Source organism: Rahnella sp. AN3-3W3 (assembly GCF_003263545.1).
GTDB lineage: Bacteria > Pseudomonadota > Gammaproteobacteria > Enterobacterales > Enterobacteriaceae > Rahnella > Rahnella variigena.
On sequence record NZ_JYDG01000051.1, the window covers coordinates 15,082 to 40,678 of the forward strand.

The 25,597-nt window shown below is 51.1% G+C and carries 20 protein-coding genes, 1 tRNA gene, 1 other RNA gene and 1 pseudogene; 21 read left to right on the plus strand and 2 right to left on the minus strand.

Annotated elements, in window-relative coordinates; genetic code table 11:
• Positions 1-18 precede the first annotated feature (18 nt).
• Entirely contained in the window at positions 19-3,027 is a 3,009-nt protein-coding gene (locus UC15_RS14915; RefSeq protein WP_232829902.1) for an autotransporter outer membrane beta-barrel domain-containing protein, read from the minus strand.
• 419 nt (positions 3,028-3,446) lie between these two features.
• Complete coding sequence (locus UC15_RS14920; protein ID WP_112289179.1) at positions 3,447-4,730, minus strand: citrate synthase; 1,284 nt, start codon at positions 4,728-4,730, stop codon at positions 3,447-3,449.
• Between the two features lie 873 nt (positions 4,731-5,603).
• Between UC15_RS14920 and sdhC the strand changes: the two genes are divergently transcribed.
• The 21 genes and pseudogenes from sdhC to UC15_RS15025 all read left to right on the plus strand — a co-directional run bounded on the left by sdhC (position 5,604) and on the right by UC15_RS15025 (position 25,551).
• The gene (gene sdhC / locus UC15_RS14925; protein WP_015698116.1) at positions 5,604-5,993 is read left to right on the plus strand and encodes a succinate dehydrogenase cytochrome b556 subunit; all 390 of its coding nucleotides are present in this window, start codon (positions 5,604-5,606) and stop codon (positions 5,991-5,993) included.
• Entirely contained in the window at positions 5,987-6,334 is a 348-nt protein-coding gene (gene sdhD, locus UC15_RS14930) for a succinate dehydrogenase membrane anchor subunit (protein WP_112289180.1), read from the plus strand. The genes sdhC and sdhD overlap by 7 nt, the downstream gene beginning before the upstream one ends.
• Before the next feature lie 3 nt (positions 6,335-6,337).
• Positions 6,338-8,104 (plus strand): succinate dehydrogenase flavoprotein subunit, encoded by a 1,767-nt coding sequence (gene sdhA, locus UC15_RS14935; RefSeq protein ID WP_112289181.1) that lies wholly within the window; start codon positions 6,338-6,340, stop codon positions 8,102-8,104.
• 19 nt (positions 8,105-8,123) lie between these two features.
• The gene (locus UC15_RS14940; RefSeq protein ID WP_013576440.1) at positions 8,124-8,840 is read left to right on the plus strand and encodes a succinate dehydrogenase iron-sulfur subunit; all 717 of its coding nucleotides are present in this window, start codon (positions 8,124-8,126) and stop codon (positions 8,838-8,840) included.
• Positions 8,841-9,244: 404 nt separating this feature from the next.
• Positions 9,245-12,052, plus strand: a complete 2,808-nt coding sequence (gene sucA, locus UC15_RS14945) for a 2-oxoglutarate dehydrogenase E1 component (protein WP_112289182.1) — start codon at positions 9,245-9,247, stop codon at positions 12,050-12,052.
• A 45-nt stretch (positions 12,053-12,097) separates the two neighbouring features.
• Positions 12,098-13,351, plus strand: a complete 1,254-nt coding sequence (odhB, locus tag UC15_RS14950; protein WP_112289183.1) for a 2-oxoglutarate dehydrogenase complex dihydrolipoyllysine-residue succinyltransferase — start codon at positions 12,098-12,100, stop codon at positions 13,349-13,351.
• Positions 13,352-13,451: 100 nt separating this feature from the next.
• A pseudogene (gene sucC / locus UC15_RS14955) lies at positions 13,452-14,617 on the plus strand (ADP-forming succinate--CoA ligase subunit beta).
• A complete protein-coding gene (sucD, locus tag UC15_RS14960; RefSeq protein WP_101077378.1) occupies positions 14,617-15,489 on the plus strand; it encodes a succinate--CoA ligase subunit alpha in 873 nt (290 codons plus the stop codon). Before sucC ends, sucD begins: the two are co-directional and overlap by 1 nt.
• 699 nt (positions 15,490-16,188) lie before the next feature.
• Positions 16,189-17,757 (plus strand): cytochrome ubiquinol oxidase subunit I, encoded by a 1,569-nt coding sequence (gene cydA / locus UC15_RS14965; RefSeq protein WP_112289184.1) that lies wholly within the window; start codon positions 16,189-16,191, stop codon positions 17,755-17,757.
• Between the two features lie 14 nt (positions 17,758-17,771).
• Positions 17,772-18,911, plus strand: coding sequence for a cytochrome d ubiquinol oxidase subunit II (cydB, locus tag UC15_RS14970; RefSeq protein ID WP_037037106.1), 1,140 nt, complete (start codon positions 17,772-17,774; stop codon positions 18,909-18,911).
• Positions 18,912-18,921: 10 nt separating this feature from the next.
• Positions 18,922-19,035: a cytochrome bd-I oxidase subunit CydX gene (gene cydX, locus UC15_RS14975; protein ID WP_013576433.1), complete on the plus strand. Its 114-nt coding sequence runs from the start codon at positions 18,922-18,924 to the stop codon at positions 19,033-19,035.
• Positions 19,036-19,037: 2 nt separating this feature from the next.
• Positions 19,038-19,331 carry a cyd operon protein YbgE gene (gene ybgE, locus UC15_RS14980; RefSeq protein WP_112289185.1) on the plus strand — a complete coding sequence of 98 codons (294 nt, stop codon included), beginning with the start codon at positions 19,038-19,040 and terminating at the stop codon, positions 19,329-19,331.
• Positions 19,332-19,480: 149 nt separating this feature from the next.
• Positions 19,481-19,885, plus strand: coding sequence for a tol-pal system-associated acyl-CoA thioesterase (gene ybgC / locus UC15_RS14985; RefSeq protein ID WP_015698108.1), 405 nt, complete (start codon positions 19,481-19,483; stop codon positions 19,883-19,885).
• Entirely contained in the window at positions 19,882-20,571 is a 690-nt protein-coding gene (tolQ, locus tag UC15_RS14990) for a Tol-Pal system protein TolQ (RefSeq protein ID WP_056771666.1), read from the plus strand. Before ybgC ends, tolQ begins: the two co-directional genes overlap by 4 nt.
• An 11-nt stretch (positions 20,572-20,582) precedes the next feature.
• Entirely contained in the window at positions 20,583-21,014 is a 432-nt protein-coding gene (gene tolR / locus UC15_RS14995) for a colicin uptake protein TolR (RefSeq protein WP_013576429.1), read from the plus strand.
• Positions 21,015-21,127: 113 nt separating this feature from the next.
• Positions 21,128-22,360, plus strand: a complete 1,233-nt coding sequence (gene tolA / locus UC15_RS15000; RefSeq protein ID WP_112289186.1) for a cell envelope integrity protein TolA — start codon at positions 21,128-21,130, stop codon at positions 22,358-22,360.
• Between the two features lie 130 nt (positions 22,361-22,490).
• The gene (tolB, locus tag UC15_RS15005) at positions 22,491-23,783 is read left to right on the plus strand and encodes a Tol-Pal system beta propeller repeat protein TolB (protein ID WP_112289187.1); all 1,293 of its coding nucleotides are present in this window, start codon (positions 22,491-22,493) and stop codon (positions 23,781-23,783) included.
• Positions 23,784-23,830: 47 nt separating this feature from the next.
• Positions 23,831-24,343: a peptidoglycan-associated lipoprotein Pal gene (gene pal, locus UC15_RS15010; protein ID WP_013576426.1), complete on the plus strand. Its 513-nt coding sequence runs from the start codon at positions 23,831-23,833 to the stop codon at positions 24,341-24,343.
• Positions 24,344-24,352: 9 nt separating this feature from the next.
• Positions 24,353-25,144: a cell division protein CpoB gene (cpoB, locus tag UC15_RS15015; protein ID WP_112289188.1), complete on the plus strand. Its 792-nt coding sequence runs from the start codon at positions 24,353-24,355 to the stop codon at positions 25,142-25,144.
• A gap of 197 nt (positions 25,145-25,341) precedes the next feature.
• Positions 25,342-25,417 (plus strand) — tRNA-Lys (locus UC15_RS15020).
• 14 nt (positions 25,418-25,431) lie between these two features.
• Positions 25,432-25,551: non-coding RNA, RtT sRNA (locus UC15_RS15025), on the plus strand.
• Positions 25,552-25,597: the final 46 nt, after the last annotated feature.

Here is a 25,597-nt window from a genome sequence, read left to right on the forward strand (position 1 = left end):
TGCTCTGTCTAATAAGGATCAGAAATTCATTTTGATACCCAGATTGCCGCTGTAGCCTTCCAGATCTGAATCGAATCCTTTCTGGTAGCGGACGTCTGTATAAATCGTGGTGTTTTCACTGAGTTTGCCCGCCAGACCTGCGCCAGTCTGCCACCAGCTGTCGCTGAATTCCGCTTTCAGTCGCTGATCCGCGAATTGTACATCAGGTTCATCGCCGATAGTGGTGACGGCATCCAGCGTCAGATAAGGCGTCCAGGACGGATTATCCAGGAACAGCCGCACACCGCCGCGTGCCTGCGCATTACTGGTTGATACGCCGGAGACGTGGCTGACGTCATCGTTGAAATCTTCCAGGTTCAGATACTGATAGATCACTTGCGCCTGTGGTTCAATTTTCAGATTTTCATGCAGGGTAAATGGCTTGCCAGTTTCTACTGAAAACGCGACGCCATAACCGTCCTGATCGGCATCATGCGTGCTGTCATAGCTGTTTTTATACCAGCTGCCCATGCCCACCGCGTCAATGTATCCGCCATCCTGCGCTTTGAGTGTGTAGTAACCACCAAAGCTGTAGATGTCACTGTCTATACTGCCGGTTTGTACGGAATACAACGGATTATTGCTGCGAAGGCTGTCTTCCGCGTCGGTATTCTGACGTCCGAGTGTCACGAGAATACCGGCACTGCGTTCGGTATTTTCTTCGTTTTTATCCCACATCAGATCCATACCCAACTGCGCATACCAGGTATCGGTGTCATAGCTGTAACGACCTGCATCATTCTCAGTGTGAGTACCGACAATCCGACCCCAGGCTCCATCTTTATGCAGCACATCACCGCCTGTACGCTGATGATAAGTTCCGATCACATCAAAGCCATACTGCATATTCAGCACCGGCGCCGCGATATATCCCGGCACTTCTTCACGCCATGGCTGAATGTCGTTGGATGGTGTCGGGGTTGGATTCACATCCGGATTGTTGTCTGGAATATCGTCAGGGATGTTATCAGGAACATCATCAGGATTGTCGTCCGGATTATCATCTGGCGTTGGGTTCGGAATAGGATCTGGATCCGGGATAGGCGTTGAACAATCGTAACTGGCGCACGTGCTCAGATACCAGTTTTCGCCCTCACCGGTGGTGATATCGCCTTTGCGCAGGCCGTAGTTGAAAGCGCCGGCAGAAACAGAATTCCCCAGCGTGAAAGCATCGGTTCCCTGCGTATTTGTTCCTTCCACGACAACCACTTCAATCCCGTTACCCAGCGTATTATTACCGTTGCCGCCAGTGCTGGTGACAAACAGGGTATTTTGACCGGTAATGTCGCCCGTTACGTGGATCTTATCTGTCGGCGAATTACTGTCATCCAGATAAGTATTGATACGGTATGTACCGTCGCCGGTCATATTGCCATTCACGGTCAGCTCAGAATATTCACTACCGCTGTGAGTGAAGTGAGTGGTGCCGCTGGAATTCATCTGCGAAATCGTGGAATCACCCGTCAGCGTCCACAGGCTGGAATCGTCGATGTTGACGCTGTTGGTACTTGCGGTAATGCCTTGCCATTCAGAGCCACTGTTAAGATACACATCCACAACACTGCCGGTATCGACAATTATTTCGCCTTCCATGTGCGAGTTACTTGCAGATAAGTTCACCTGACTTTGCGCGGTCACGCCCGTATCTGTATAACTTTTGGCTCTCAGCAGAATACCGTTTCCGCTTTGCACGGTTGACCCGTTGTTTACGTTAATCCGGGCATTGGCACCTGCAGCCAGGATTCCCTCGCTGGTGGCGCTGCTAACAAGGCTGTTATCCAGCGTTACGACGGACTGATGATCTGCATCAAAACCCTGCGTAAAGATGCCATTTGCTAATGCACCGGTGGCCGATAACTCGCTGTTGATGATGGTCATCTGGCTGTTGGCGTAGGAACGGACAGCGGAAGCACCATTACCGGTCGAATTCCCCTTAACTGCGTTGGCACTCAGGGTAGAATCATTCATTGCTACCAGCAGATTACTGTTTGCTCCCTCAGTTGTGATCTCAGCGCCATCAAGATCCATAATCCCTGCGCGGGCAGCGACGACTGCAGCGGAGCTGGAACCTGTGGTGTTGATCTTCATATCTTTGGCAGTCAGCATGACGGGCGGTAATCCCGCGTTTGTCGCTTCATTGGAATCGACATAGAGAGCGTAAGACTGATTACCCAGAGTCGTGATACTGACGTTATTTAATTCTGTCTCCCCCCGGGCATCCACCGCATTGGAGTACGTGCCATCGGTGATGAGTGTAAGGTCGTTGGCGATTAATTTCGCGCCTTTAGTCGCTGTAAAAAATCCGGTGTTATTATCACCTACCGCTTTATATTTCCCGCCATTGAGCGTGACATCGCTGTAAATGTTTGTGTTCACCATGATATCGCCATTACCTGTCATTTCAACGTTTCCGTTTATTATCTCAGCGGTGGCTTTTTTGGTGTCGCTGGAACCTGATACATAAACAGCTGATTGAGTACTATCAGATTTTTGACTAATGGTGAGGTTTTCAATGATCGCGATTGAGTCCGATACTGTGATTGCGTTTCGGCCATTGGTTAAGGCAATATCAATATTGCTCAGATTAGCAGACGCACCTGAGCGGATATTAATTCCCCGGGCCTGAGCTGCATCACTGGTGATACGAATATCATTGCCCGTTAAAGCCGATCCTTTATCGGAGACATAAATAACACTGCTATCTTGTTTGCCTGAACTTATATCGGCGTTATTAATTTCAGCCGAAGCGCCGGTAGTAATGTTAAATGTTTTTCCAGAGTTCGTTGTGCTGACGTCAGCATAATTAAGTACCAGTTTGCCTTCATTAATAATATTGAAAGCATAGGCTTCGTTGCCGGTCGTGGAGACGACAGATTGGTAAGGCGCCGTCATCTCGCCAAGCGTAATTTCACCATCGACGGTCACTATTGTATTCGCGTCAGTGATGACATAGGCATGTTCCTCGTCAGCTGTAGTTGAATAGGTCATATAGTCAAAAGGTGATGAATTCCCGCCAGAAAATGTAGTTGTTGCAAGTACAACCGATGACGGTAATAAAAAGCTAAAAATGGCGCTCGATAATAATGTTCTTTTAAACGATCGTGAGCCGTTCCGATATTCTTCCATGTCAGAATGTCCTTGGTTTAATAATGGCGTGTTTATATTACATGTTTCATTTATCCGTTCTTTTAATTACCGGATTGCAATGAATCGTGTTAATGGTGACTATGGCTTTTGTAGCCGAGTGAATTTCGGGGGATGGTATATCACAGAGGGATAATCGTCAAATATTGGCATTGGTTTTTATATGTTTTCAAAAACCTTAATATATAATTAAGTTGTCGTGTGAATTAATAAATAAAAAAAGGCCGATGAATTATTCATAGGCCTTATATATTGAAGGTGAGTTATTTCTTCAGCTGAGAATGGAAATCGCGTTTATCGTAGCCGGTATACAGCTGGCGAGGACGGGCGATTTTAATGCCTTCCTGATGCATTTCACTCCAGTGAGCAATCCAGCCAACCGTACGCGCCATCGCGAAGATAACGGTAAACATGGAAGACGGAATACCCATCGCTTTCAGAATGATGCCGGAGTAGAAATCGACGTTCGGGTACAGTTTCTTCTCGATGAAGTACGGGTCGTTGAGCGCAATGTGCTCCAGTTCCATCGCCACTTCCAGCAGGTTGTCTTTCAGATCCAGCTCTTTCAGCACTTCATGACAGGTTTCACGCATTACGGTAGCGCGCGGGTCATAGTTTTTGTAAACACGGTGACCGAAGCCCATCAGGCGGAAGGAGTCATTTTTGTCTTTCGCACGCTTAACGAATTCCGGAATGTGATCAACGCTGCTGATCTCTTCAAGCATTTTCAGCGCAGCTTCGTTGGCACCGCCGTGAGCCGGTCCCCACAGGGATGCGATGCCCGCAGCGATACAGGCAAACGGGTTAGCGCCAGAAGAACCGGCGGTACGCACGGTAGACGTGGAGGCGTTTTGTTCGTGGTCAGCATGCAGGATCAGAATACGATCCATGGCGCGTTCCAGAATCGGGTTCACTTTGTATTCTTCGCACGGCGTGGAGAACATCATGTGCAGGAAGTTACCGGCATACGACAGGTCGTTGCGCGGATAAACAAACGGCTGGCCGATGGAATATTTGTAACACATGGCTGCCACGGTCGGCATTTTGGAAAGCAGGCGGTAAGCGGCGATTTCACGGTGACGTTCATTTTCGACGTCAATCGAGTCGTGATAAAACGCCGCCAGTGCGCCGGTCACACCACACAGCACAGCCATCGGGTGAGAGTCACGACGGAAACCGTGGAACAGGCGGGTGATTTGCTCGTGAACCATCGTATGACGGGTCACATTGGTTTTGAATTCTTCATACTGTTCCGGCGTCGGGGTTTCGCCGTTGAGCAGCAGATAACTCACTTCCAGGAAAGTAGATTCTTGCGCCAGTTGATCAATCGGGAAGCCGCGATGTAACAGGATCCCTTCGTCACCGTCGATAAAGGTGATTTTAGATTCGCAAGATGCGGTAGACGTAAAACCGGGGTCATAGGTGAAAAAACCTTTCGCGCCTAACGGGCGGATATCAATTTCATCCTGGCCCAGCGTGCCGGATAGCACGTTTAGTTCAATCGGGTCGTGACCTTGTAGGGTAAGTGTCGCTTTCTTATCAGCCATTTACAGTCTCCTTAGCGCCTTATTTTTAAAAATCCCTAACAACAGAAATGCCTGGAAGCGACGCCTTGTAAGGTCATTATTATTGTCAGCCTTAGCTCTTCGATCGAATGAAAAAGGGAACGTAGAGCTGAGTCGAATTGCAGTCTCAGACTGCTCTGTGACAAACAAGCGGCGTTTCATCGTTGTTAAAGATTCGGTAAATCATTACTGTTCTGTCACTCAGTACCTGTGAGAAGCATGAGGATTTACACAATCACCACTTTTGCATAACTTGAGCCATCAGGGAAGACCCGTATTTGCGATTGTGTGATCCACTGATTCTTCAGAAACTTTCACCCTATTGGTGCATCAGGCGAAAGCCGGTATGTGCTCAGTATCACAGTCCTATAGAGATAACTCATTTGTAATGGAAATGTTGATCAATTGTCAAACCAGATAATTTATTTTGTGTCTTTTATGAAAAGTGAGAGCTAACTCACTGTTTCAGAGAAATGTGAATAAAGCATTTGTAGGGCAATTGTAATAAGAATGTGATCAACCTATACTCCTACAAGGTCTCCGGACAATCCGAAGTAGGAGCACCCAGCATCATTTTCTTCGCCCTTCATGTTACGGCTACGAAAATACGTTTATCGCGCCTTTTAAGCACACTGGATGTCGTCCTTTGAGCGCGAAAACTGATGAGCTTTTAGCTCAGCTTTCCAAAGTTATTGGTGTTGTGGGAAGGCGGCAAGCAACCGAATCCCTATGAGCTGACATAGGTCAGTGATTAGGGTGAGCGCGCGCAGCCAACGCACCCACAGCGACAAGAACGAAGGAAAGGGTGCTGTCTGACACTGCTCGGCCCGGAGGAAGTAAAATAATAAGAGCTGTGTGGGCAAAACCGTGAAAAAACAAAGACCTGTCAATCTGGATCTGCAAACGATCCGGTTTCCTGTTACTGCGATAGCGTCCATCTTACACCGAGTCTCTGGCGTAATTACCTTCGTCGCCGTCGGTATCCTCCTCTGGCTGTTAGGCCTGTCTCTCTCTTCTCCTGAAGGGTTTGCACATGCTGCCGCCATCATGAATAGCTTCTTCGTCAAGTTCATCTTTTGGGGAATACTCACTGCGCTGGCCTATCACGTTTGCGGTGGCATCCGCCATTTGCTGATGGATTTTGGCTATATCGAAGAGAGTTTGGCTGCCGGTACCCGTTCTGCCCAAGTGGCAATCGGTCTGACCGTCGTGCTGTCAATTCTGGCTGGAGTCCTCGTATGGTAAGCAACGTTTCTGCGTTAGGGCGCAATGGTGTGCACGACTGGCTGTTACTGCGTGCTTCCGCAATTATCCTCACCCTGTACATCCTCTATATTCTGGGCTTCGTGGTTCTGGCTCAGGAACTGACATTTGATGTCTGGCATGGCTTCTTCTCTTCCTCCATCACCAAAGTATTCACACTGCTGGCGCTGCTGTCGATTCTGATCCACGCGTGGATCGGCATGTGGCAGGTGTTAACGGACTATGTGAAACCGGTAGCTGTCCGGCTTGTGCTGCAACTGGCCATTGTCGTGACATTAGTGATTTACCTACTTTACGGAACAATTGTTGTTTGGGGAGCGTAGTAAATGAATCTGCCAGTCAGAGAGTTTGATGCTGTCGTTATCGGTGCAGGTGGCGCCGGTATGCGTGCCGCGTTACAAATTTCACAAATGGGGCTGTCTTGCGCCCTGATTTCAAAAGTCTTCCCGACCCGCTCCCATACGGTGTCAGCGCAGGGGGGTATCACCGTCGCGCTGGGTAACACCCATGAGGATGACTGGGAATGGCACATGTACGACACCGTAAAAGGTTCCGACTATATCGGTGACCAGGACGCCATTGAATATATGTGTAAAACCGGCCCGGAAGCGATTCTGGAACTGGAACACATGGGGCTGCCTTTCTCCCGTCTTGAAGACGGTCGTATTTATCAGCGTCCGTTTGGTGGTCAGTCGAAGAACTTCGGCGGCGAACAGGCGGCACGTACTGCAGCAGCCGCTGACCGTACCGGTCACGCCTTGCTGCACACGCTGTATCAGCAAAACCTGAAGAACGGCACCACGATTTTCTCCGAATGGTACTCACTGGATTTAGTGAAAAACCAGGACGGCGCCATCGTCGGCTGTACGGCTATCTGTATCGAAACCGGTGAAGTGGTGTACTTCAAAGCTAAAGCTACCGTGCTGGCAACCGGCGGTGCAGGTCGTATTTATCAGTCCACCACCAACGCCCACATTAATACCGGTGACGGTGTCGGCATGGCGCTGCGTGCAGGCGTGCCGGTGCAGGATATGGAAATGTGGCAGTTCCACCCGACCGGTATTGCCGGTGCAGGGGTTCTGGTAACAGAAGGCTGTCGTGGTGAAGGCGGTTATCTGCTTAATAAAGACGGCGAGCGTTTCATGGAACGTTATGCGCCGAATGCGAAAGACCTGGCGGGTCGTGACGTGGTGGCGCGTTCCATCATGATCGAAATCCGTGAAGGCCGTGGCTGTGAAGGTCCGTGGGGTCCGCACGCCAAACTGAAACTTGATCATCTGGGTAAAGACGTTCTGGAATCCCGCCTGCCGGGTATTCTCGAACTGTCGCGTACCTTCGCACACGTCGATCCGGTGAAAGAGCCAATTCCTGTTATCCCAACCTGCCACTACATGATGGGCGGTATTCCGACCAAAGTGACCGGTCAGGCGCTGCGAGTGAATGCACAGGGTCAGGATGAAGTGATCCCGGGGCTGTTCGCGGTCGGCGAAATCGCCTGCGTATCGGTTCACGGCGCTAACCGCCTTGGCGGTAACTCACTGCTGGATCTGGTGGTGTTTGGTCGTGCAGCGGGTATGCATCTGCAGGAATCCATTGCCGAGCAGGGCGACAGCCGCGATGCGTCTCAGGATGATATCGATGTGTCTCTGGAACGTCTGAACCGCTGGAACAACACCCGTTCAGGTGAAGATCCGGTGGCAATCCGTAAAGACCTGCAATCGTGCATGCAGAACAACTTCTCGGTATTCCGTGAAGGTGATGCGATGGCGAAAGGTCTGGAAGAACTGAAAGTGATCCGCGAGCGTCTGAAATCAGCGCGTCTGGATGATACTTCCTCAGAATTCAACACCCAGCGCGTCGAGTGTCTGGAGCTGGATAACCTGATGGAAACTGCGTTCTCTACTGCCGTCTCCGCAAACTACCGCACAGAAAGCCGTGGCGCACACAGCCGCTTCGACTTCCCTGAGCGTGATGATGCGAACTGGTTGTGCCATACGCTGTATCAGCCGGAAACAGAAAGCATGACCCGCCGTGAGGTGAACATGCAGCCTAAGCTTCGCGCGGCGTTCCCGCCGAAAGCGCGTACTTACTAGGGCGGAGCGGAGACAGATTATGAAAATTGAATTTTCGATTTATCGCTACAACCCGGACGTCGATGACGTTCCGTACATGAAGGATTACGTGCTGGAAGCGAAAGAAGGGCGCGACATGATGTTGCTCGACGCGCTGATTTTGCTGAAAGAACAGGATCCGACGCTGGCTTTCCGCCGCTCATGCCGTGAAGGTGTTTGCGGGTCAGATGGCGTGAACATGAACGGTAAAAACGGTCTGGCGTGTATCACGCCGGTATCGACGTTGCGTAACGGCAGCAAGAAAATTGTTATCCGTCCGTTACCAGGTTTGCCTGTTGTGCGCGACCTTGTTGTGGACATGGGACAATTCTATAAGCAGTATGAGAAGATTAAGCCTTACCTGTTGAATGATGGGAAAAATCCTCCGGCGCGTGAACATTTACAGATGCCGGATGACCGTGAAAAGCTGGACGGATTGTACGAATGTATTCTCTGCGCCTGCTGCTCAACATCCTGTCCTTCGTTCTGGTGGAATCCGGACAAATTTGTCGGTCCGGCAGGCCTTCTGGCCGCTTACCGCTTCCTGATCGACAGCCGCGATACCGAAACACAATCGCGCCTCGACGATCTGAACGATGCTTTCAGCGTATTCCGCTGCCATAGCATCATGAACTGTGTGAGTGTGTGTCCGAAAGGGCTGAACCCGACCAAGGCGATCGGCCATATCAAATCCATGCTTCTGCAGCGTGGTGCCTGAGTGGTTTAGGTGACGCAATCAGCGGGAACTCAGGTTCCCGCTGTTATTTAGTTACTACCGGTTTTGCACTTTCTTTAGTTACAAATGCGGTAACTGAGGCGACGATAGCAAATAAGTAATTTTTTAATAACAAAGTAGCAACAAGTGCAACAAAGTTGCGCCTGACTGGAGTAAGATAGCCGGGTCAATATCAGGGGATAAAAGGGCAGTAAAGAGTCGGGAAGTAAAAGCAGGGCTACTTCAAAAATCACTCAGCCAGATGGATGATTTTTGAAGGTTCCTTGAAGAGCCAAACGCTCAACCAGCGAACTGTTTTAGTAAGGAAAACCGTTTTACCGCGGTGTATCACGGTCAATATTATTAACCACGGCGAAAACTAAAGCTTCAAAGCTTAAGGGATCACGATGCAGAACGGCGCAATGAAGGCCTGGCTGGATTCCTCCTATCTGGCGGGTGCGAACCAGTCTTACATAGAACAACTCTATGAAGACTACTTAACCGATCCTGGTTCCGTTGACGATAGCTGGCGTTCGATTTTTAAACAGCTACCAACAGTGGGTGTGAAACCAGAGCAACTCCATTCTCAAACACGAGACTACTTCCGCCGACTGGCGAAAGATGCGTCACGTTATAACTCCTCCATCAGCGATCCGGAAACGGATGCCAAGCAAGTCAAGGTGCTGCAGTTAATCAACGCCTTCCGCTTTCGTGGCCATCAGAACGCGAACCTTGATCCCCTCGGCCTATGGAAACTGGACGAAGTACCTGATCTGGATCCTGCGTTCCATCATCTGACAGAAGCTGATTTCCAGGAGACCTTCAACGTCGGTTCATTTGCCATTGGCAAGGAAACCATGCAGCTCGGCGAGCTGTATAAAGCCCTGAAGCAAACCTATTGCGGATCCATTGGTGCGGAATACATGCACATCACCAACACCGAAGAGAAACGCTGGATCCAACAGCGTATCGAATCCGTGGCAGGTCGTGCGAATTTCACCAATGAAGAAAAGAAAACCTTCCTGAAAGAACTGACCGCAGCTGAAGGTCTGGAACGTTATCTGGGTGCGAAATTCCCGGGTGCAAAACGTTTCTCTCTCGAAGGTGGCGATGCGCTGGTTCCTATGCTCAAAGACATGATCCGTCATGCCGGCAAAAACGGAACTCGCGAAGTGGTGCTGGGTATGGCGCACCGCGGACGTCTGAATGTGCTGATCAACGTGCTGGGCAAAAAACCTCAGGACCTGTTCGACGAATTCTCCGGTAAGCATAAAGAACACCTGGGTACCGGTGACGTGAAATACCACATGGGCTATTCGTCTGATGTGGAAACCGAAGGCGGTATGGTTCACCTGGCGCTGGCGTTTAACCCGTCGCACCTGGAAATTGTCAGCCCGGTCGTCATCGGTTCTGTTCGTGCCCGTCGTGACCGTCTGGACGAAGCGCGCAGCAACATGGTTCTGCCAATCACTATTCACGGTGACGCGGCAATTACCGGTCAGGGTGTGGTTCAGGAAACCCTGAACATGTCGCTGGCACGCGGTTATGAAGTGGGCGGTACCGTGCGTATCGTCATCAATAACCAGGTGGGCTTCACCACCTCGAATCCGAAAGATGCGCGTTCTACCGATTACTGTACTGATATCGCGAAAATGGTGCAGGCACCGATTTTCCACGTTAATGCAGATGATCCTGAAGCGGTTGCTTTCGTGACCCGTCTGGCACTGGATTTCCGTAACACCTTTAAACGTGACGTCATGATCGACCTGGTTTGCTACCGTCGCCACGGCCATAACGAGGCCGACGAACCTAGCGCAACCCAGCCGCTGATGTACACAAAGATCAAGAAACACCCGACGCCACGCAAAATCTACGCAGATGTCCTTACTGAGCAGAATGTTGCCAGCCTCGAAGATGCGACGGAAATGGTCAATCTGTACCGTGATGCGCTGGATGCCGGTGAGTGCGTAGTGGAAGAGTGGCGTCAGAATGACATGCACACTTTCACCTGGTCGCCGTATCTGAATCATGAGTGGGACGAGCCATACCCGAATAAGGTTGAGCTGAAACGTCTGCAGGAACTGGCGCGTCGCGTCAGCCATGTGCCGGATGCGATTGAGATGCAGTCACGCGTTGCCAAGATTTACGGCGACCGTAACGAGATGGCTGAGGGTAATAAGAAATTCGACTGGGGCGGCGCAGAAAATCTGGCGTACGCTACGCTGGTGGACGAAGGCATTCCGATTCGTCTGTCCGGTGAAGATACCGGTCGTGGCACCTTCTTCCACCGTCATGCTGTGATCCACAATCAGAAAAACGGTTCCGTGTACGTGCCGCTGGCCAATATTCATAACAGCCAGGGCGAGTTCAACGTCTGGGATTCCGTGCTTTCCGAAGAAGCGGTACTGGCGTTTGAATACGGTTATGCGACTGCAGAACCGCGCACCCTGACCATCTGGGAAGCGCAGTTCGGTGACTTCGCCAACGGTGCGCAGGTAGTTATCGACCAGTTCATCAGTTCCGGCGAACAGAAATGGGGCCGCATGTGTGGTCTGGTGATGCTGCTGCCGCACGGCTACGAAGGGCAGGGGCCGGAGCACTCCTCCGCGCGTCTGGAACGCTATCTGCAACTTTGCGCTGAGCAAAACATGCAGGTGTGTATCCCGTCTACCCCGGCGCAGGTTTACCACATGATCCGTCGTCAGGCACTGCGCGGTATGCGCCGTCCGCTGATCGTGATGTCACCGAAGTCACTGTTGCGTCATCCTCTGGCGGTTTCTACGCTGGAAGAACTGGCCGATGGCAGCTTCCTGCCAGCGATTGGTGAAGTTGACGAACTGGATCCAAAACAGGTTAAGCGCGTGGTGATGTGCTCCGGTAAGGTTTACTACGACCTGCTGGAACAACGTCGCAAAAACGAGCAAACCGATGTGGCGATTGTCCGCATCGAGCAGCTGTATCCGTTCCCGCACAAAGCGATTCAGGAAGTGCTTGAGAAATTCTCACACGTTCATGACTTCGTCTGGTGTCAGGAAGAGCCGCTCAACCAGGGCGCGTGGTACTGCAGCCAGCACAATTTCCGTGAAGTGATTCCTTTCGGGGCTTCTTTACGTTACGCAGGACGTCCGGCCTCTGCTTCCCCGGCAGTCGGCTACATGTCCGTTCACCAGAAGCAACAGCAAGATCTGGTTAACGATGCGCTTAACGTTAAATAACGCGTTGGCGTGAGTTAACACTATGGAACATAAGAAGGATTTATAATGAGTAGCGTAGATATTCTGGTCCCTGACCTTCCTGAATCCGTTGCGGATGCGACGGTTGCCACCTGGCACAAAAAACCGGGCGACAGTGTTGAACGTGACGATGTACTGGTAGAAATTGAAACCGATAAAGTGGTTCTGGAAGTGCCAGCAAGTGAAGCCGGTATTCTGGACAGCATCATCGAAGACGAAGGCGCTACCGTGATTTCCCGCCAGATCCTGGCGCGTATCCGTCCGGGCAACAGCTCCGGTAAGCCAAGCACTGAGAAAAGCTCCGAAAAAGAAGCGACTCCTGCGGCACGCCACACAGCAGCACTGGAAGAAGAGAATAATGACGCACTCAGCCCGGCTATCCGCCGTCTGATTGCTGAACATTCTCTGGATGCCAGCGCCATCAAAGGCAGCGGTGTCGGCGGTCGTCTGACCCGTGAAGATATCGAACAGCATCTGGCGAAAGCCAAAGACGCTAAACCGGCAGCCGCGCCAGCCGCCGCTCCGGCAGCCGCGCCAGCCGCCGCTCCGGCAGCTTCCAGCGCCGCTCCTGCTCTGGGTTCACGTAGCGAAAAACGTGTGCCGATGACCCGTCTGCGTAAGCGCGTGGCTGAGCGTCTGCTTGAAGCGAAGAACAGCACTGCGATGCTGACCACCTTCAACGAAATCAACATGAAGCCAATCATGGATCTGCGTAAGCAGTACGGTGATGGTTTCGAAAAACGTCACGGCGTGCGTCTGGGCTTCATGTCTTTCTATCTGAAAGCCGTGGTTGAAGCGCTGAAACGCTATCCGGAAGTGAACGCGTCTATTGATGGCGAAGATGTGGTTTACCACAACTATTTCGACGTCAGCATTGCGGTATCCACTCCACGTGGTCTGGTCACGCCAGTTCTGCGTGACGTAGATACGCTGGGCATGGCTGATATCGAGAAGCAAATCAAAGAGCTGGCGATCAAAGGTCGTGACGGCAAACTGAAAGTGGAAGAACTGACCGGCGGTAACTTTACCGTGACCAACGGCGGCGTCTTCGGCTCCCTGATGTCCACGCCAATCATCAACCCACCACAGAGTGCGATCCTCGGCATGCATGCCATTAAAGATCGTCCTATGGCGGTTAATGGTCAGGTAGTGATTCTGCCAATGATGTATCTGGCACTGTCCTACGATCACCGTCTGGTGGACGGCCGTGAATCGGTCGGCTTCCTGGTGACCATTAAAGAAATGCTGGAAGATCCGGCTCGTCTGCTGCTGGACGTCTAGTCCCGGCGCAGCGAAAGATTAGAGATCGAAAAATCTGCGGCACAGTTCGCTGTGCCCTGATAAGCCTTCCTACTTACCGAATAAGAATGGATAGAACATCATGAATTTACACGAGTATCAGGCGAAACAGCTGTTCCTGCGCTACGGCCTGCCAGCACCATCAGGCTTCGCCTGTTCCACCCCGCGTGAAGCGGAAGAGGCTGCATCGAAAATCGGTGCCGGTCCGTGGGTGGTGAAATGTCAGGTTCATGCCGGTGGCCGCGGTAAAGCGGGCGGCGTGAAAGTGGTTAAAAGCAAAGAAGAAATTCGCGCTTTTGCTGAGCACTGGCTGGGTAAACGTCTGGTGACTTACCAGACAGACGCCAGCGGTCAGCCGGTTAACCAGATCCTGGTTGAAGCGGCAACGGATATCGATCAGGAGCTGTACCTCGGTGCGGTAGTCGATCGCAGCTCCCGTCGTGTGGTGTTCATGGCCTCTACCGAAGGCGGCGTGGAAATTGAGAAAGTGGCAGAAGAAACGCCACACCTGATCCATAAAGTGGCACTGGATCCGCTGGCAGGTCCGCAGCCTTACCAGGGTCGCGAACTGGCTTTCAAACTGGGTCTGACCGGTAAGCAGGTTCAGCAGTTCACTAAGATCTTCATGGGTCTGGCGAATATCTTCCTTGAGCGCGACCTTGCGCTGATCGAAATCAACCCGCTGGTGGTGACTACCGCTGGCGACCTGATCTGCCTCGACGGCAAACTGGGTGCGGACGGCAACGCCTTGTTCCGTCAGCCAGAATTGCGCGAAATGCGCGATTACAGCCAGGAAGATGCCCGTGAATCACAGGCAGCGCAGTGGGAACTGAACTACGTTGCCCTCGACGCAACATCGGTTGCATGGTGAACGGTGCCGGTCTGGCAATGGGTACCATGGACATCGTGAAACTGCACGGTGGCGAACCGGCTAACTTCCTGGATGTTGGCGGTGGTGCAACCAAAGAACGCGTGACTGAAGCCTTCAAAATCATTCTTTCTGATGAAAAAGTGAAAGCCGTCTTCGTTAACATCTTCGGCGGTATCGTACGTTGCGACCTGATCGCCGACGGTATCATCGGCGCGGTGGAAGAAGTAGGCGTCAGCGTACCGGTTGTGGTACGTCTTGAAGGTAACAATGCAGAGCTGGGTGCCAAAAAACTGGCAGACAGCGGTTTGAACATCATTGCAGCGACCAGCCTGACGAATGCGGCTCAACAAGTTGTCGCGGCAGTGGAGGGGAAATAATGTCGATTTTAATCAACAAGAACACCAAAGTTATCTGCCAGGGTTTCACCGGTAGCCAGGGGACTTTCCACTCCGAACAAGCCATCGCTTACGGCACCAAAATGGTTGGCGGCGTTACGCCAGGCAAAGGCGGCACCGAGCACCTGGGTCTGCCCGTGTTCAACACCGTGCGTGAAGCGGTAGAAACTACCGGCGCAACGGCGTCTGTAATTTATGTTCCGGCTCCGTTCTGCAAAGACTCCATTCTGGAAGCGCTGGATGCGGGTATCAAACTGATCATCTGTATCACTGAAGGCATCCCGACGCTGGATATGCTGGTGGTTAAAGTGAAACTGGATCAGAGCGATGCCGTGATGATCGGACCAAACTGCCCGGGCGTTATCACTCCTGGCGAATGCAAAATCGGCATCATGCCTGGCCATATTCACCTGCCAGGCAAAGTGGGCATCGTTTCCCGCTCCGGTACATTGACCTATGAAGCGGTTAAACAGACGACTGATTACGGTTACGGCCAGTCTACCTGCGTCGGCATCGGCGGTGACCCGATCCCCGGCTCTAACTTCATTGATATTCTGAAGCTGTTCCAGGAAGATCCACAGACTGAAGTGATCGTCATGATCGGTGAAATCGGTGGTAACGCAGAAGAAGAAGCTGCTGCGTACATCAAAGCACACGTGACTAAACCGGTTGTGGGCTACATCGCCGGTGTGACTGCGCCTAAAGGCAAGCGTATGGGCCACGCAGGCGCCATCATTGCCGGTGGTAAAGGCACTGCAGACGAGAAATTTGCAGCACTGGAAGCGGCCGGCGTTAAAACCGTTCGCAGCCTGGCAGATATCGGCGAAGCCGTGAAATCTGTTCTGCCGCAATAAGTAATACCCGTCGCGCCGGAAAAAATCCGGTGCGATGTAAGTCGATTTATTTAAGAAACTGATTCGACATGTTGGCCGCCTTCGGGTGGCCTTTTTTATTTTAAGCGAAATATTTAACATTCGCTGAATTGAGCTATATTTATTAACACAGCACGATAGGTTCATTGGAAATAAAAGGTTAATAATTAGGTTTCAACAGGTAGCAAAATAGATATTAATGACAACCATATAAGCACAATTAATTAACATTAAGTCCACCCTTAAAGCCCAATGAAACCAATGATTAACATCCTGAAATATTTTTTCAGAAATTGATGTGGGTAATATAGAAATAAACAAGGAGATAGGCTTAAATTGCGGCAGATCAATTACAGCGATTTTCACTGTTTTGTTCTTAAATTGACCTGTACACGGAAATCCGCTTTGGGTCACTAAAAAACCTATTTAATGTGTGGGATTACTGGCGTAACATATTGGTCCTGTAACATCAGTTTTTTGTATGTTTACTTTTCCCCGTGATTTCGCCTGCTCATCAGCCTCTTAGAGGCTTACTGACCGTGCGCTTTCCGGGTTCAGAGTGCCTGCCGCGGGCATTTCTGTTCTACACACATTTGAATATTGGTAGTCAAGAGGCGTTCCGGCAACCGGTTCGTCAAAGATCGCAATTTGGGGTCTTCCTCCGAGGAGCAAGGGGTCAAGATGTTTGATATCGTTGAACTGTCGCGTTTACAGTTTGCTTTAACAGCCATGTACCATTTCCTATTTGTCCCATTAACGCTGGGTATGGCGTTTTTACTGGCAATTATGGAAACGGTTTATGTGCTTTCCGGCAAACAAATCTATAAAGATATGACCAAATTCTGGGGCAAACTCTTTGCAATTAACTTTGCACTGGGCGTTGCAACCGGTTTAACCATGGAATTCCAGTTCGGTACTAACTGGTCATATTTCTCACATTACGTCGGTGATATCTTCGGGGCGCCTCTGGCGATCGAAGGTTTGATGGCGTTCTTCCTGGAATCCACTTTAGTCGGCCTGTTCTTCTTCGGTTGGGATCGTCTCTCTAAAGTTCAACACATGACAGTGACCTGGTTTGTGGCGCTTGGCTCAAACTTGTCCGCCTTGTGGATCCTGGTGGCGAACGGCTGGATGCAAAACCCGATTGCTTCCACCTTCAACTACGAAACCATGCGTATGGAAATGGTCAGCTTCTCTGAGCTGGTCCTGAACCCGGTTGCGCAGGTTAAATTCGTTCACACCGTAGCGTCTGGTTATGTGACTGGCGCGATGTTCATCCTGGCTATCAGCTCTTACTACCTGCTTAAAGGTCGTGACATCGGTTTCGCGAAACGCTCATTTGCGATTGCTGCAAGCTTTGGTCTGGCTGCCGTACTTTCCGTTATCGTGCTGGGTGATGAATCCGGTTATGAAATGGGTGATGTGCAGAAAACCAAACTGGCAGCTATCGAAGCAGAGTGGGATACCCAACCTGCACCGGCCAGCTTCACGCTGTTTGGTATGCCTAACCAGGACAAAATGGAGAACGAATATTCTATTCAGATCCCATATTTGCTCGGCCTGATTGCCACGCGTTCTGTTGATACGCCGGTCACCGGTCTGAAAGACCTGATGGCGCAACACGAAGTGCGTATCCGCAATGGTATGAAAGCCTACACCCTGCTGGAAGAACTGCGTTCGGGCAACACTGACCCGAAAGTACGCAGCGATTTCGAAAATGCTAAGCAGGATCTGGGCTACGGTATGTTGCTGAAACGCTATACCGACAACCCGGCGGGTGCGACTGACGCACAAATTCAGAAAGCGACCAAAGATTCTATCCCGCGCGTTCTGCCGCTTTACTTCGCATTCCGTATCATGGTTGCCTGCGGCATTCTGATGTTCGTGCTGATTGCGCTGTCCTTCTATACCGTATTGCGCGGCAAGATTGGTCAGAAACGCTGGTTACACCGCGCGGTATTCATCGGCCTGCCATTGCCGTGGATTGCTGTCGAAGCGGGCTGGTTCGTGGCCGAATATGGCCGTCAGCCTTGGGCGATTGGTGAGGTGTTACCGACTGCGGTTGCGCACTCTTCACTGACTGTGGGTGATGTACTCTCCTCGATGATCCTCATCTGTGGCCTGTACACCCTGTTCCTGATCGCTGAAATGTTCCTGATGTTCAAATATGCGCGCCTGGGCCCAAGCAGCCTGAAAACTGGCCGTTATCATTATGAACAAACTTCAGCGCCACTTGAGCAAGCTCGGTAATAGGGAGTCCACTTATGTTTGATTATGAAGTTTTACGGTTCATCTGGTGGGTGTTGATTGGCGTGCTGTTTATCGGCTTCGCAGTCACAGATGGATTTGATATGGGCGTGGGGATTCTGGTGCGCATTATCGGTAAAACCGATACTGACCGCCGCGTGATGATCAACGCCATCGCCCCGCACTGGGACGGTAACCAGGTCTGGCTGATCACCGCCGGTGGTGCATTGTTTGCAGCATGGCCGATGGTTTACGCCGCGGCATTCTCCGGCTTCTACGCCGCGATGGTGCTGGTGTTGTGCGCCTTGTTCTTCCGTCCGCTGGGCTTTGACTATCGTTCAAAACTCGAGAGCCCGCGCTGGCGTGGCATGTGGGACTGGGGCATCTTTATCGGCAGCTTCGTCCCTGCGCTGGTGTTCGGTGTGGCGTTCGGTAACCTGCTGCTGGGTGTTCCGTTCCATATCGACAGCGACCTGCGTCTGTTCTACACCGGTAACCTGTTTGGCCTGCTGAACCCTTACGGCATTCTGGCCGGTCTGGTCAGCCTGACCATGCTTATCACGCAAGGTGCCACCTATCTGCAAATGCGTACTGTGGGTGAACTGCACCTGCGTACCCGCACCGCGTCGCAGATTTCTGCACTGGTGATGATGGTGTGCTTCCTGCTGGCAGGTATCTGGTTAGTGAAAGGGATTGATGGCTTCACCGTGACGTCTGTTATGGATCACGCCGGCCCGTCAAATCCGCTGCGCAAAACGGTGTCTCATGAAGCCGGTGCATGGCTGGCTAACTTCAACAAGACTCCGGGTCTGTGGGCGATCCCTGCACTGGGTGTGATTCTGCCGCTGCTGACCATTTTGTTCTCACGCATGAACAAAGCGGCGCTGGCATTCATCAGTAACTCACTGACTATCGCCTGTGTGATCCTGACTGCAGGTATCACTATGTTCCCGTTCGTGATGCCGTCAATCACTGAGCCGAACGCCAGCCTGACCATGTGGGATGCGACATCCACCTTGCTGACGCTCAGAGTGATGACCGTTGTTGCCTGTATCTTTGTACCAATCATCCTGATTTACACCTCATGGGCGTATTACAAGATGTTCGGTCGCCTCGATAAACACTACATCGAGAACAACAAGCATTCGTTGTATTAAGGAGAACACCATGTGGTATTTTGCCTGGATCCTCGGCACCTTACTGGCTTGCTCATTCGGTATCATTACCGCGCTGGCGTTTGAACACAGCGAAGCCAATAAAGCGGCTAAAGAAGAGAAGTAATAATGAGTGTGATCGTGGATAAACTCTACGCCATCACAGACAAGGGCCCCTTGCGGGCCCTTTCGCTTGTGATGTCACTGGTGCTTGCCGGATGCGTATTCTGGAAACCGGGCCTGTTTGCCTCGTCAACCAGCCAGCTGGAAGTCTGGCACGGCATCATTCTGATATGGGCAGTCTGTGCCGGTGTGATCCACGGCCTTGGCTTTCGTCCGCATAAATCGGTATGGAAGGCATTCTTCTCTCCGATACTTGCCATGATTGCGCTGGCCGCAGGACTTTTTTACTTTTTCAGCTGATTCTTTGCTGAAATAAAAGACAAATTTACAGTAATCGTCCTATGGGCCGCTCTGGCCCATAATTATTTTCGTTCCAGCAATGCAACCCATTCCCAACCCCAACTCACTTGAGTATAGTAGTGCCGTCAAATTGCATTACGGGATGTAGAGTGAGTAATTCGTTGTTCCGATGGCCGGTTCGTGTCTACTTTGAAGACACAGACGCGGGAGGTGTGGTCTACCATGCCCGATACGTCGCCTTTTATGAAAGGGCTCGCACAGAGATGTTGCGCCAACGCAATTTTCACCAGCAACAACTGCTGGGAGAACATGTCGCTTTTGCTGTCCGCCGCATGACGGTCGAATACTTTGCACCAGCTCGCCTAGATGACCTGCTGGATGTTCAGAGTGAGATTACGTCCATTCGCGGAGCTTCTCTTACTTTTGCACAACGAATTCTTGATTCGCATGGAAACCTTCTGAGTTCTGCAGAAGTGTTGATTGCGTGCATTGATCCACACCAAATGAAGCCACGTGCGCTTCCTAAGTCTATTGTCGCGGAGTTTAAGCAGTGACTGACATGAACATGCTTGATTTATTTTTAAAGGCCAGCATCCTGGTTAAGCTGATTATGCTTATCCTGGTGTGCTTCTCTGTCGCGTCCTGGGCGATCATCATTCAACGCACGAAAGTGCTGAATGCCGCCACCCGTGAGGCAGAAGCATTTGAAGATAAATTCTGGTCCGGTATTGAGCTTTCCCGTTTGTATCAGGAAAGCCAGGGCCGTCGCGAAACCCTGAGCGGGGCAGAGCAAATCTTCCATTCCGGTTTTAAAGAGTTTGCGCGTCTTCATCGTGCCAACAGCCATGCGCCTGAGTCGGTGATTGAAGGCTCTTCACGTGCGATGCGTATTTCCTTTAACCGTGAACTCGAATCTCTTGAAATGCACATTCCTTTCCTTGGTACCGTCGGTTCCATCAGCCCGTATATCGGCCTGTTTGGTACGGTCTGGGGGATCATGCACGCCTTTATCGGCTTAGGTTCTGTAAAACAAGCTACCCTGCAAATGGTTGCGCCGGGTATCGCAGAAGCACTGATCGCCACCGCGATTGGTTTGTTTGCTGCTATCCCTGCGGTGATGGCGTATAACCGTCTGAACCAGCGTGTGAACAAGCTTGAGCAAAACTACGATAACTTCATGGAAGAATTTACGGCCATCCTGCACCGTCAGGCTTTCTCTCGCGAAACCAGCAGTAACTAAAGGGGGAGAGTATGGCTCGTTCACGAGGTCGTCGTAACCGTCGCGAAGGTAAGTCGGAGATCAACATTGTTCCGCTGCTGGACGTATTGCTGGTTCTGTTACTGATTTTTATGGCAACAGCTCCCATCATTACCCAAAGCGTGGAAGTGGATCTGCCAGACGCGACGGATTCCAAAACGGTATCCAGCGATGATAACCCGCCAGTGATTGTGGAAGTCTCCGGCGTGGGTCAGTACACCATAGTGGTGGATCATCAGCGTATGGAACAATTGCCTGAACAGCAGGTTATCGCGGAAGCGACCAGCCGAATCCAGGCCAATCCGAAGACGGTATTTCTGATCGGCGGCGCAAAAGATGTACCTTATGATGAAATCATTAAGGCGCTGAATATGCTGCATCAGGCTGGCGTGAAGTCTGTCGGATTGATGACACAACCTATCTGAGGATAGGTAATTTGTAACACTTATTTGAAACCCGGCATTCTCTGGCTTGTTAAAAGTATGACAGGCAATACAGGAAACCGGGTTTTTAGTAATCCTGTCTTGGGAAATCTATTTTGGTAAAGGCAACTGCAACTGAACAAAACGATAAGCTCAAACGCGCCGTTATTGTTTCGGTCGTTCTGCATATCATCATTATAGGCCTGCTGATTTTGGGATCGCTGGACGAAGATACCAGCATGAGTGGTGGCGGTGGCGGCAGCGATATCTCTGCCGTAATGGTTGATCCCAGTGCCGTGGTCGATCAGTACAACCGTCAGCAACAGCAACAGGCTGATTCCCAACGCGCTGCTGCAGCGCGTCAGAAAAAATCAGAGCAACAGGCTGAAGAGCTTCAGCAGAAACAGGCCGCCGAACAACAGCGCCTGAAAGAACTTGAAAAAGAGCGTCTGCAAGCGCAGCAGGATGCGAAGCAGCAGGCTCAGGAACAGGCTCAGCAGCAAAAACAAGCTGAGCAAGCCGCTGAACAGGCGAAAGAACAACAGAAGCAGGCTGAAGCTGCCGCTGCACAGGCGAAAGCCGAAGCAGCAAAAGCGGCGGCACAGGCTAAAGCGGATGCCGCGAAAGAAGCGGCTAAAGCACAAGCTGATGCGCAGAAAAAAGCCGCTGCTGATGCTCAGAAAAAAGCAGAGGCTGAAGCAACCGCCGCTGCTGCCGCTGCGAAGAAAAAAGCAGAAGCTGACGCGAAGAAAGAAGCGGCTGCAGAAGCGAAGAAACAAGCTGCTGCAGAAGCCAAAGCGCAGGCCGCTGCAGATGCAAAAGCTCAGGCTGAAGCGGATGCGAAAGCGGCTGCTGATGCCAAAGCCGCTGCTGCCGCTGAGAAAAAAGCAGAAGCTGCAGCTGCAGCGAAGAAAGCCGCAGCCGATAAAAAAGCTGCCGCTGCCGCCGCTGCGAAAGAAGCAGCTGATGCGAATAACTTATTTGATGGTCTTGCTGACTCCAAAAATGCACCGAAAGGCGCAACAGGTGGCGGCGCTTCTGCTCCGGCAGGGAAGGGGACTCAGAAAAAGGCAGGCGCATCAGGTGCCGATATTGCTAACTATGGCAGCCAGATTAAGGCAGCTATCGAGAGCAGATTCTATGACGCGTCATCGTATGCGGGTAAAACTTGTTCGTTGCGCGTTAAAATGAACCCGGATGGCTCGCTTATCAGCGTGTCGGCGGAAGGTGGGGATCCTGCACTTTGTCAGGCAGCGCTTGCCGCAGCCCGACAGGCGAAGTTCCCGAAACCACCTTCTGAAGCAGTCTATGAAGTCTTTAAAAATGCTCCGATAGATTTTAAACCGTAGAAAGACGAAAATAATTTCTTTTCAGAATTTTACGATAGATTGCAGGGTGTAATTCTAGTTTTGTATGCGTTGGTTTGTTAAAATTCTGCTAAATTATCGCGGGCAGATACGTCCAGATAAGGGAGATACAATGAAGCAGGCATTTCGAGTAGCGTTCGGCCTTTTGATGATGTGGGCATCTGTGGTTCATGCAGAAGTTCGCATTGAAATTACCCAAGGGGTAGATACAGCTCGCCCGATTGGCGTTGTGCCATTCAAATGGGCTGGCCCGGGTACACCACCTGAAGATGTGGGTGGTATCGTTGCAGCTGACTTACGTAACAGCGGCAAGTTCAATCCTATTGATGCATCACGTATGCCACAACAGCCGACCTCTGCCGCAGAAGTGACTCCTGCTGCATGGACTGCGCTGGGCATTGATGCGGTTGTTATCGGTCAGGTTCAGCCTGCAGCCGATGGCAGCTACGTGGTGTCTTACCAGCTGGTTGATACCTCTGGCGCACCAGGTACCGTGCTTGCACAAAACCAGTACAAAGTGACCAAACAGTGGTTACGTTATTCCGCCCATACCGCCAGTGACGAAGTTTTCGAAAAGCTGACCGGTGTGAAAGGCGCATTCCGTACCCGTATCGCTTATATCGTGCAGACCAACGGCGGTAAATTCCCGTATGAACTGCGCGTAGCGGATTATGACGGTTACAACCAGTTCGTGGTTCACCGTTCACCAGAGCCACTGATGTCTCCGGCCTGGTCGCCGGATGGCAGCAAACTGGCGTACGTCACGTTTGAAAGCGGTCGTTCAGCACTGGTTGTTCAGACTCTGGCTAATGGCGCGATCAAACAGATTGCTTCATTCCCGCGTCACAACGGTGCACCGGCGTTCTCACCTGATGGTAGCAAACTGGCTTTCGCTCTGTCTAAAGACGGCAGCCTGAACCTGTATGTAATGAATCTGTCTTCTGGTCAGATTAGTCAGGTGACCAACGGACGCAGCAACAACACTGAACCAACCTGGTTCCCGGACAGCCAGAATCTGGCGTTCACATCGGATCAGGGCGGTCGTCCGCAAGTTTATAAAGTCAATATTAATGGCGGTGCGCCTCAGCGTCTGACCTGGGAAGGCTCGCAGAACCAGGACTCTGACGTAAGTGCAGATGGTAAGTTCCTGGTGATGGTGAGCAGCGCCAGCGGTACACAGCACATCGCTAAACAAGATCTGGCAACGGGAGCCGTTCAAACATTGACGGACACGTTCCTGGATGAAACGCCTAGCCTCGCACCAAACGGCACCATGGTAATTTACAGCTCTTCACAGGGCCTGGGTTCCGTATTGCAGTTGGTATCGACTGATGGGCGCTTCAAAGCGCGTCTTCCGGCAACTGATGGACAGGTCAAATTCCCTGCCTGGTCGCCGTATCTGTAATGCATAGAAAACTATGTATGGCAAAAAATTATAAAAGGATCGAATAGATGCAACTGAATAAAGTGCTGAAAGGGCTGATGCTGGCGTTGCCTGTACTGGCTGTAGCTGCTTGTAGTTCTCACAAGAACGCAGACAACGACCAATCTAATGGTATGGGTCTGAACTCTGGCGCAGGCACTGAAAACGCAAACATGTCTTCAGAAGAGCAAGCTCGTCTGCAGATGCAAGAACTGCAGAAAAACAACATCGTTTACTTTGGCCTGGACAAATACGATGTGTCTTCTGAATTCGCTCAGATGTTAGACGCGCACGCAGCATTCCTGCGTAGCAACCCGTCTTACAAAGTGACTGTAGAAGGTCATGCTGACGAACGTGGTACGCCAGAGTACAACATCGCCTTGGGCGAACGTCGTGCTACTGCTGTTAAAATGTACCTGCAAGGCAAAGGCGTTTCTGCCGACCAAATCTCTATCGTTTCTTACGGTAAAGAAAAACCAGCTGTACTGGGCCATGACGAAGCGGCATACGCTAAAAACCGTCGTGCAGTACTGGTATACTAAGAGAATAGTATGAGCAGTAACTTCAGAACTCACTTGTTGAGTCTGTCGTTACTGGTTGGCGTAGCGGTCCCATGGGCCGCTACTGCCCAAGCGCCAATCAGTAATGTCGGCTCAGGCTCGATTGAAGATCGGGTCACCTCTCTGGAGCGTATTTCTAACGCTCACAGCCAGCTATTAACTCAACTCCAGCAACAACTTTCTGATACCCAACGTGATATGGATACTCTTCGTGGTCAAATCCAGGAGAACCAGTATCAGTTGAGTCAGCTTGGTGATCGCCAGAAGCAAATTTTTAATCAACTGGACAGCTTAAGCCAGGGCAATGCCGGAGCCGCCAGTACGGGCGCTGCAGCAGCCACAGGTGACGCAGCCGGTTCTGCTGCCGCAACGCCGGACGCGGGTGCTGCACAAGCGCCTGCAAGCACCGGTGACGTGAACAGCGATTACAATGCTGCGGTTTCACTGGCGCTGGAAAAGAAACAGTATGATGAGGCAATTGCTGCCTTTCAGAGTTTCGTCAAAAAATATCCCGATTCAACTTATCAGCCTAACGCCAACTACTGGTTAGGACAGTTGTATTACAACAAGGGTAAAAAAGACGACGCTGCGTATTATTTTGCAGTTGTGGTCAAAAATTACCCTAAGTCTCCAAAAAGTTCTGACGCGATGTTTAAGGTTGGGGTGATCATGCAGGAGAAAGGTCAGGCTGATAAAGCCAAAGCCGTCTTCACGCAGGTTGTAAAACAGTACCCAAATACCGATGCGGCAAAACAAGCTCAAAAACGTTTATCTGCAAAGTAGTTCCTCATTCAGGTCTGGAAAATGTACATATCGTGCATTTTCTGGGCTTGAGTGTGTGAAACGCCATCAGTTAGCACTCTTTCTGAAAATTAAAGTTGCACTGAAAAGTTAAATAAGTAATATATGCCGCCGTTGCCCAGACAACTCCAAACGGCTAACGCTGTCAGAGATTTAGGCAATATGCAGTAGGTTTAGAAGGGCCGTTAGCTCAGTTGGTAGAGCAGTTGACTTTTAATCAATTGGTCGCTGGTTCGAATCCAGCACGGCCCACCACTTTTAAAGTGGAAAACGTAGTGAAGCAGTGCAGGATGAGAACCACAGGTTCGAGCCGAGCGAAGCGAGACGACAACGCGTAAGCGTTGCCCGCAGGGCGAGGTGAAACCGAGTCAATCCAGCACGGCCCACCAAATCTAAATCATTTATTGCATGTGGCTTGCACACCAACTGCAAGAC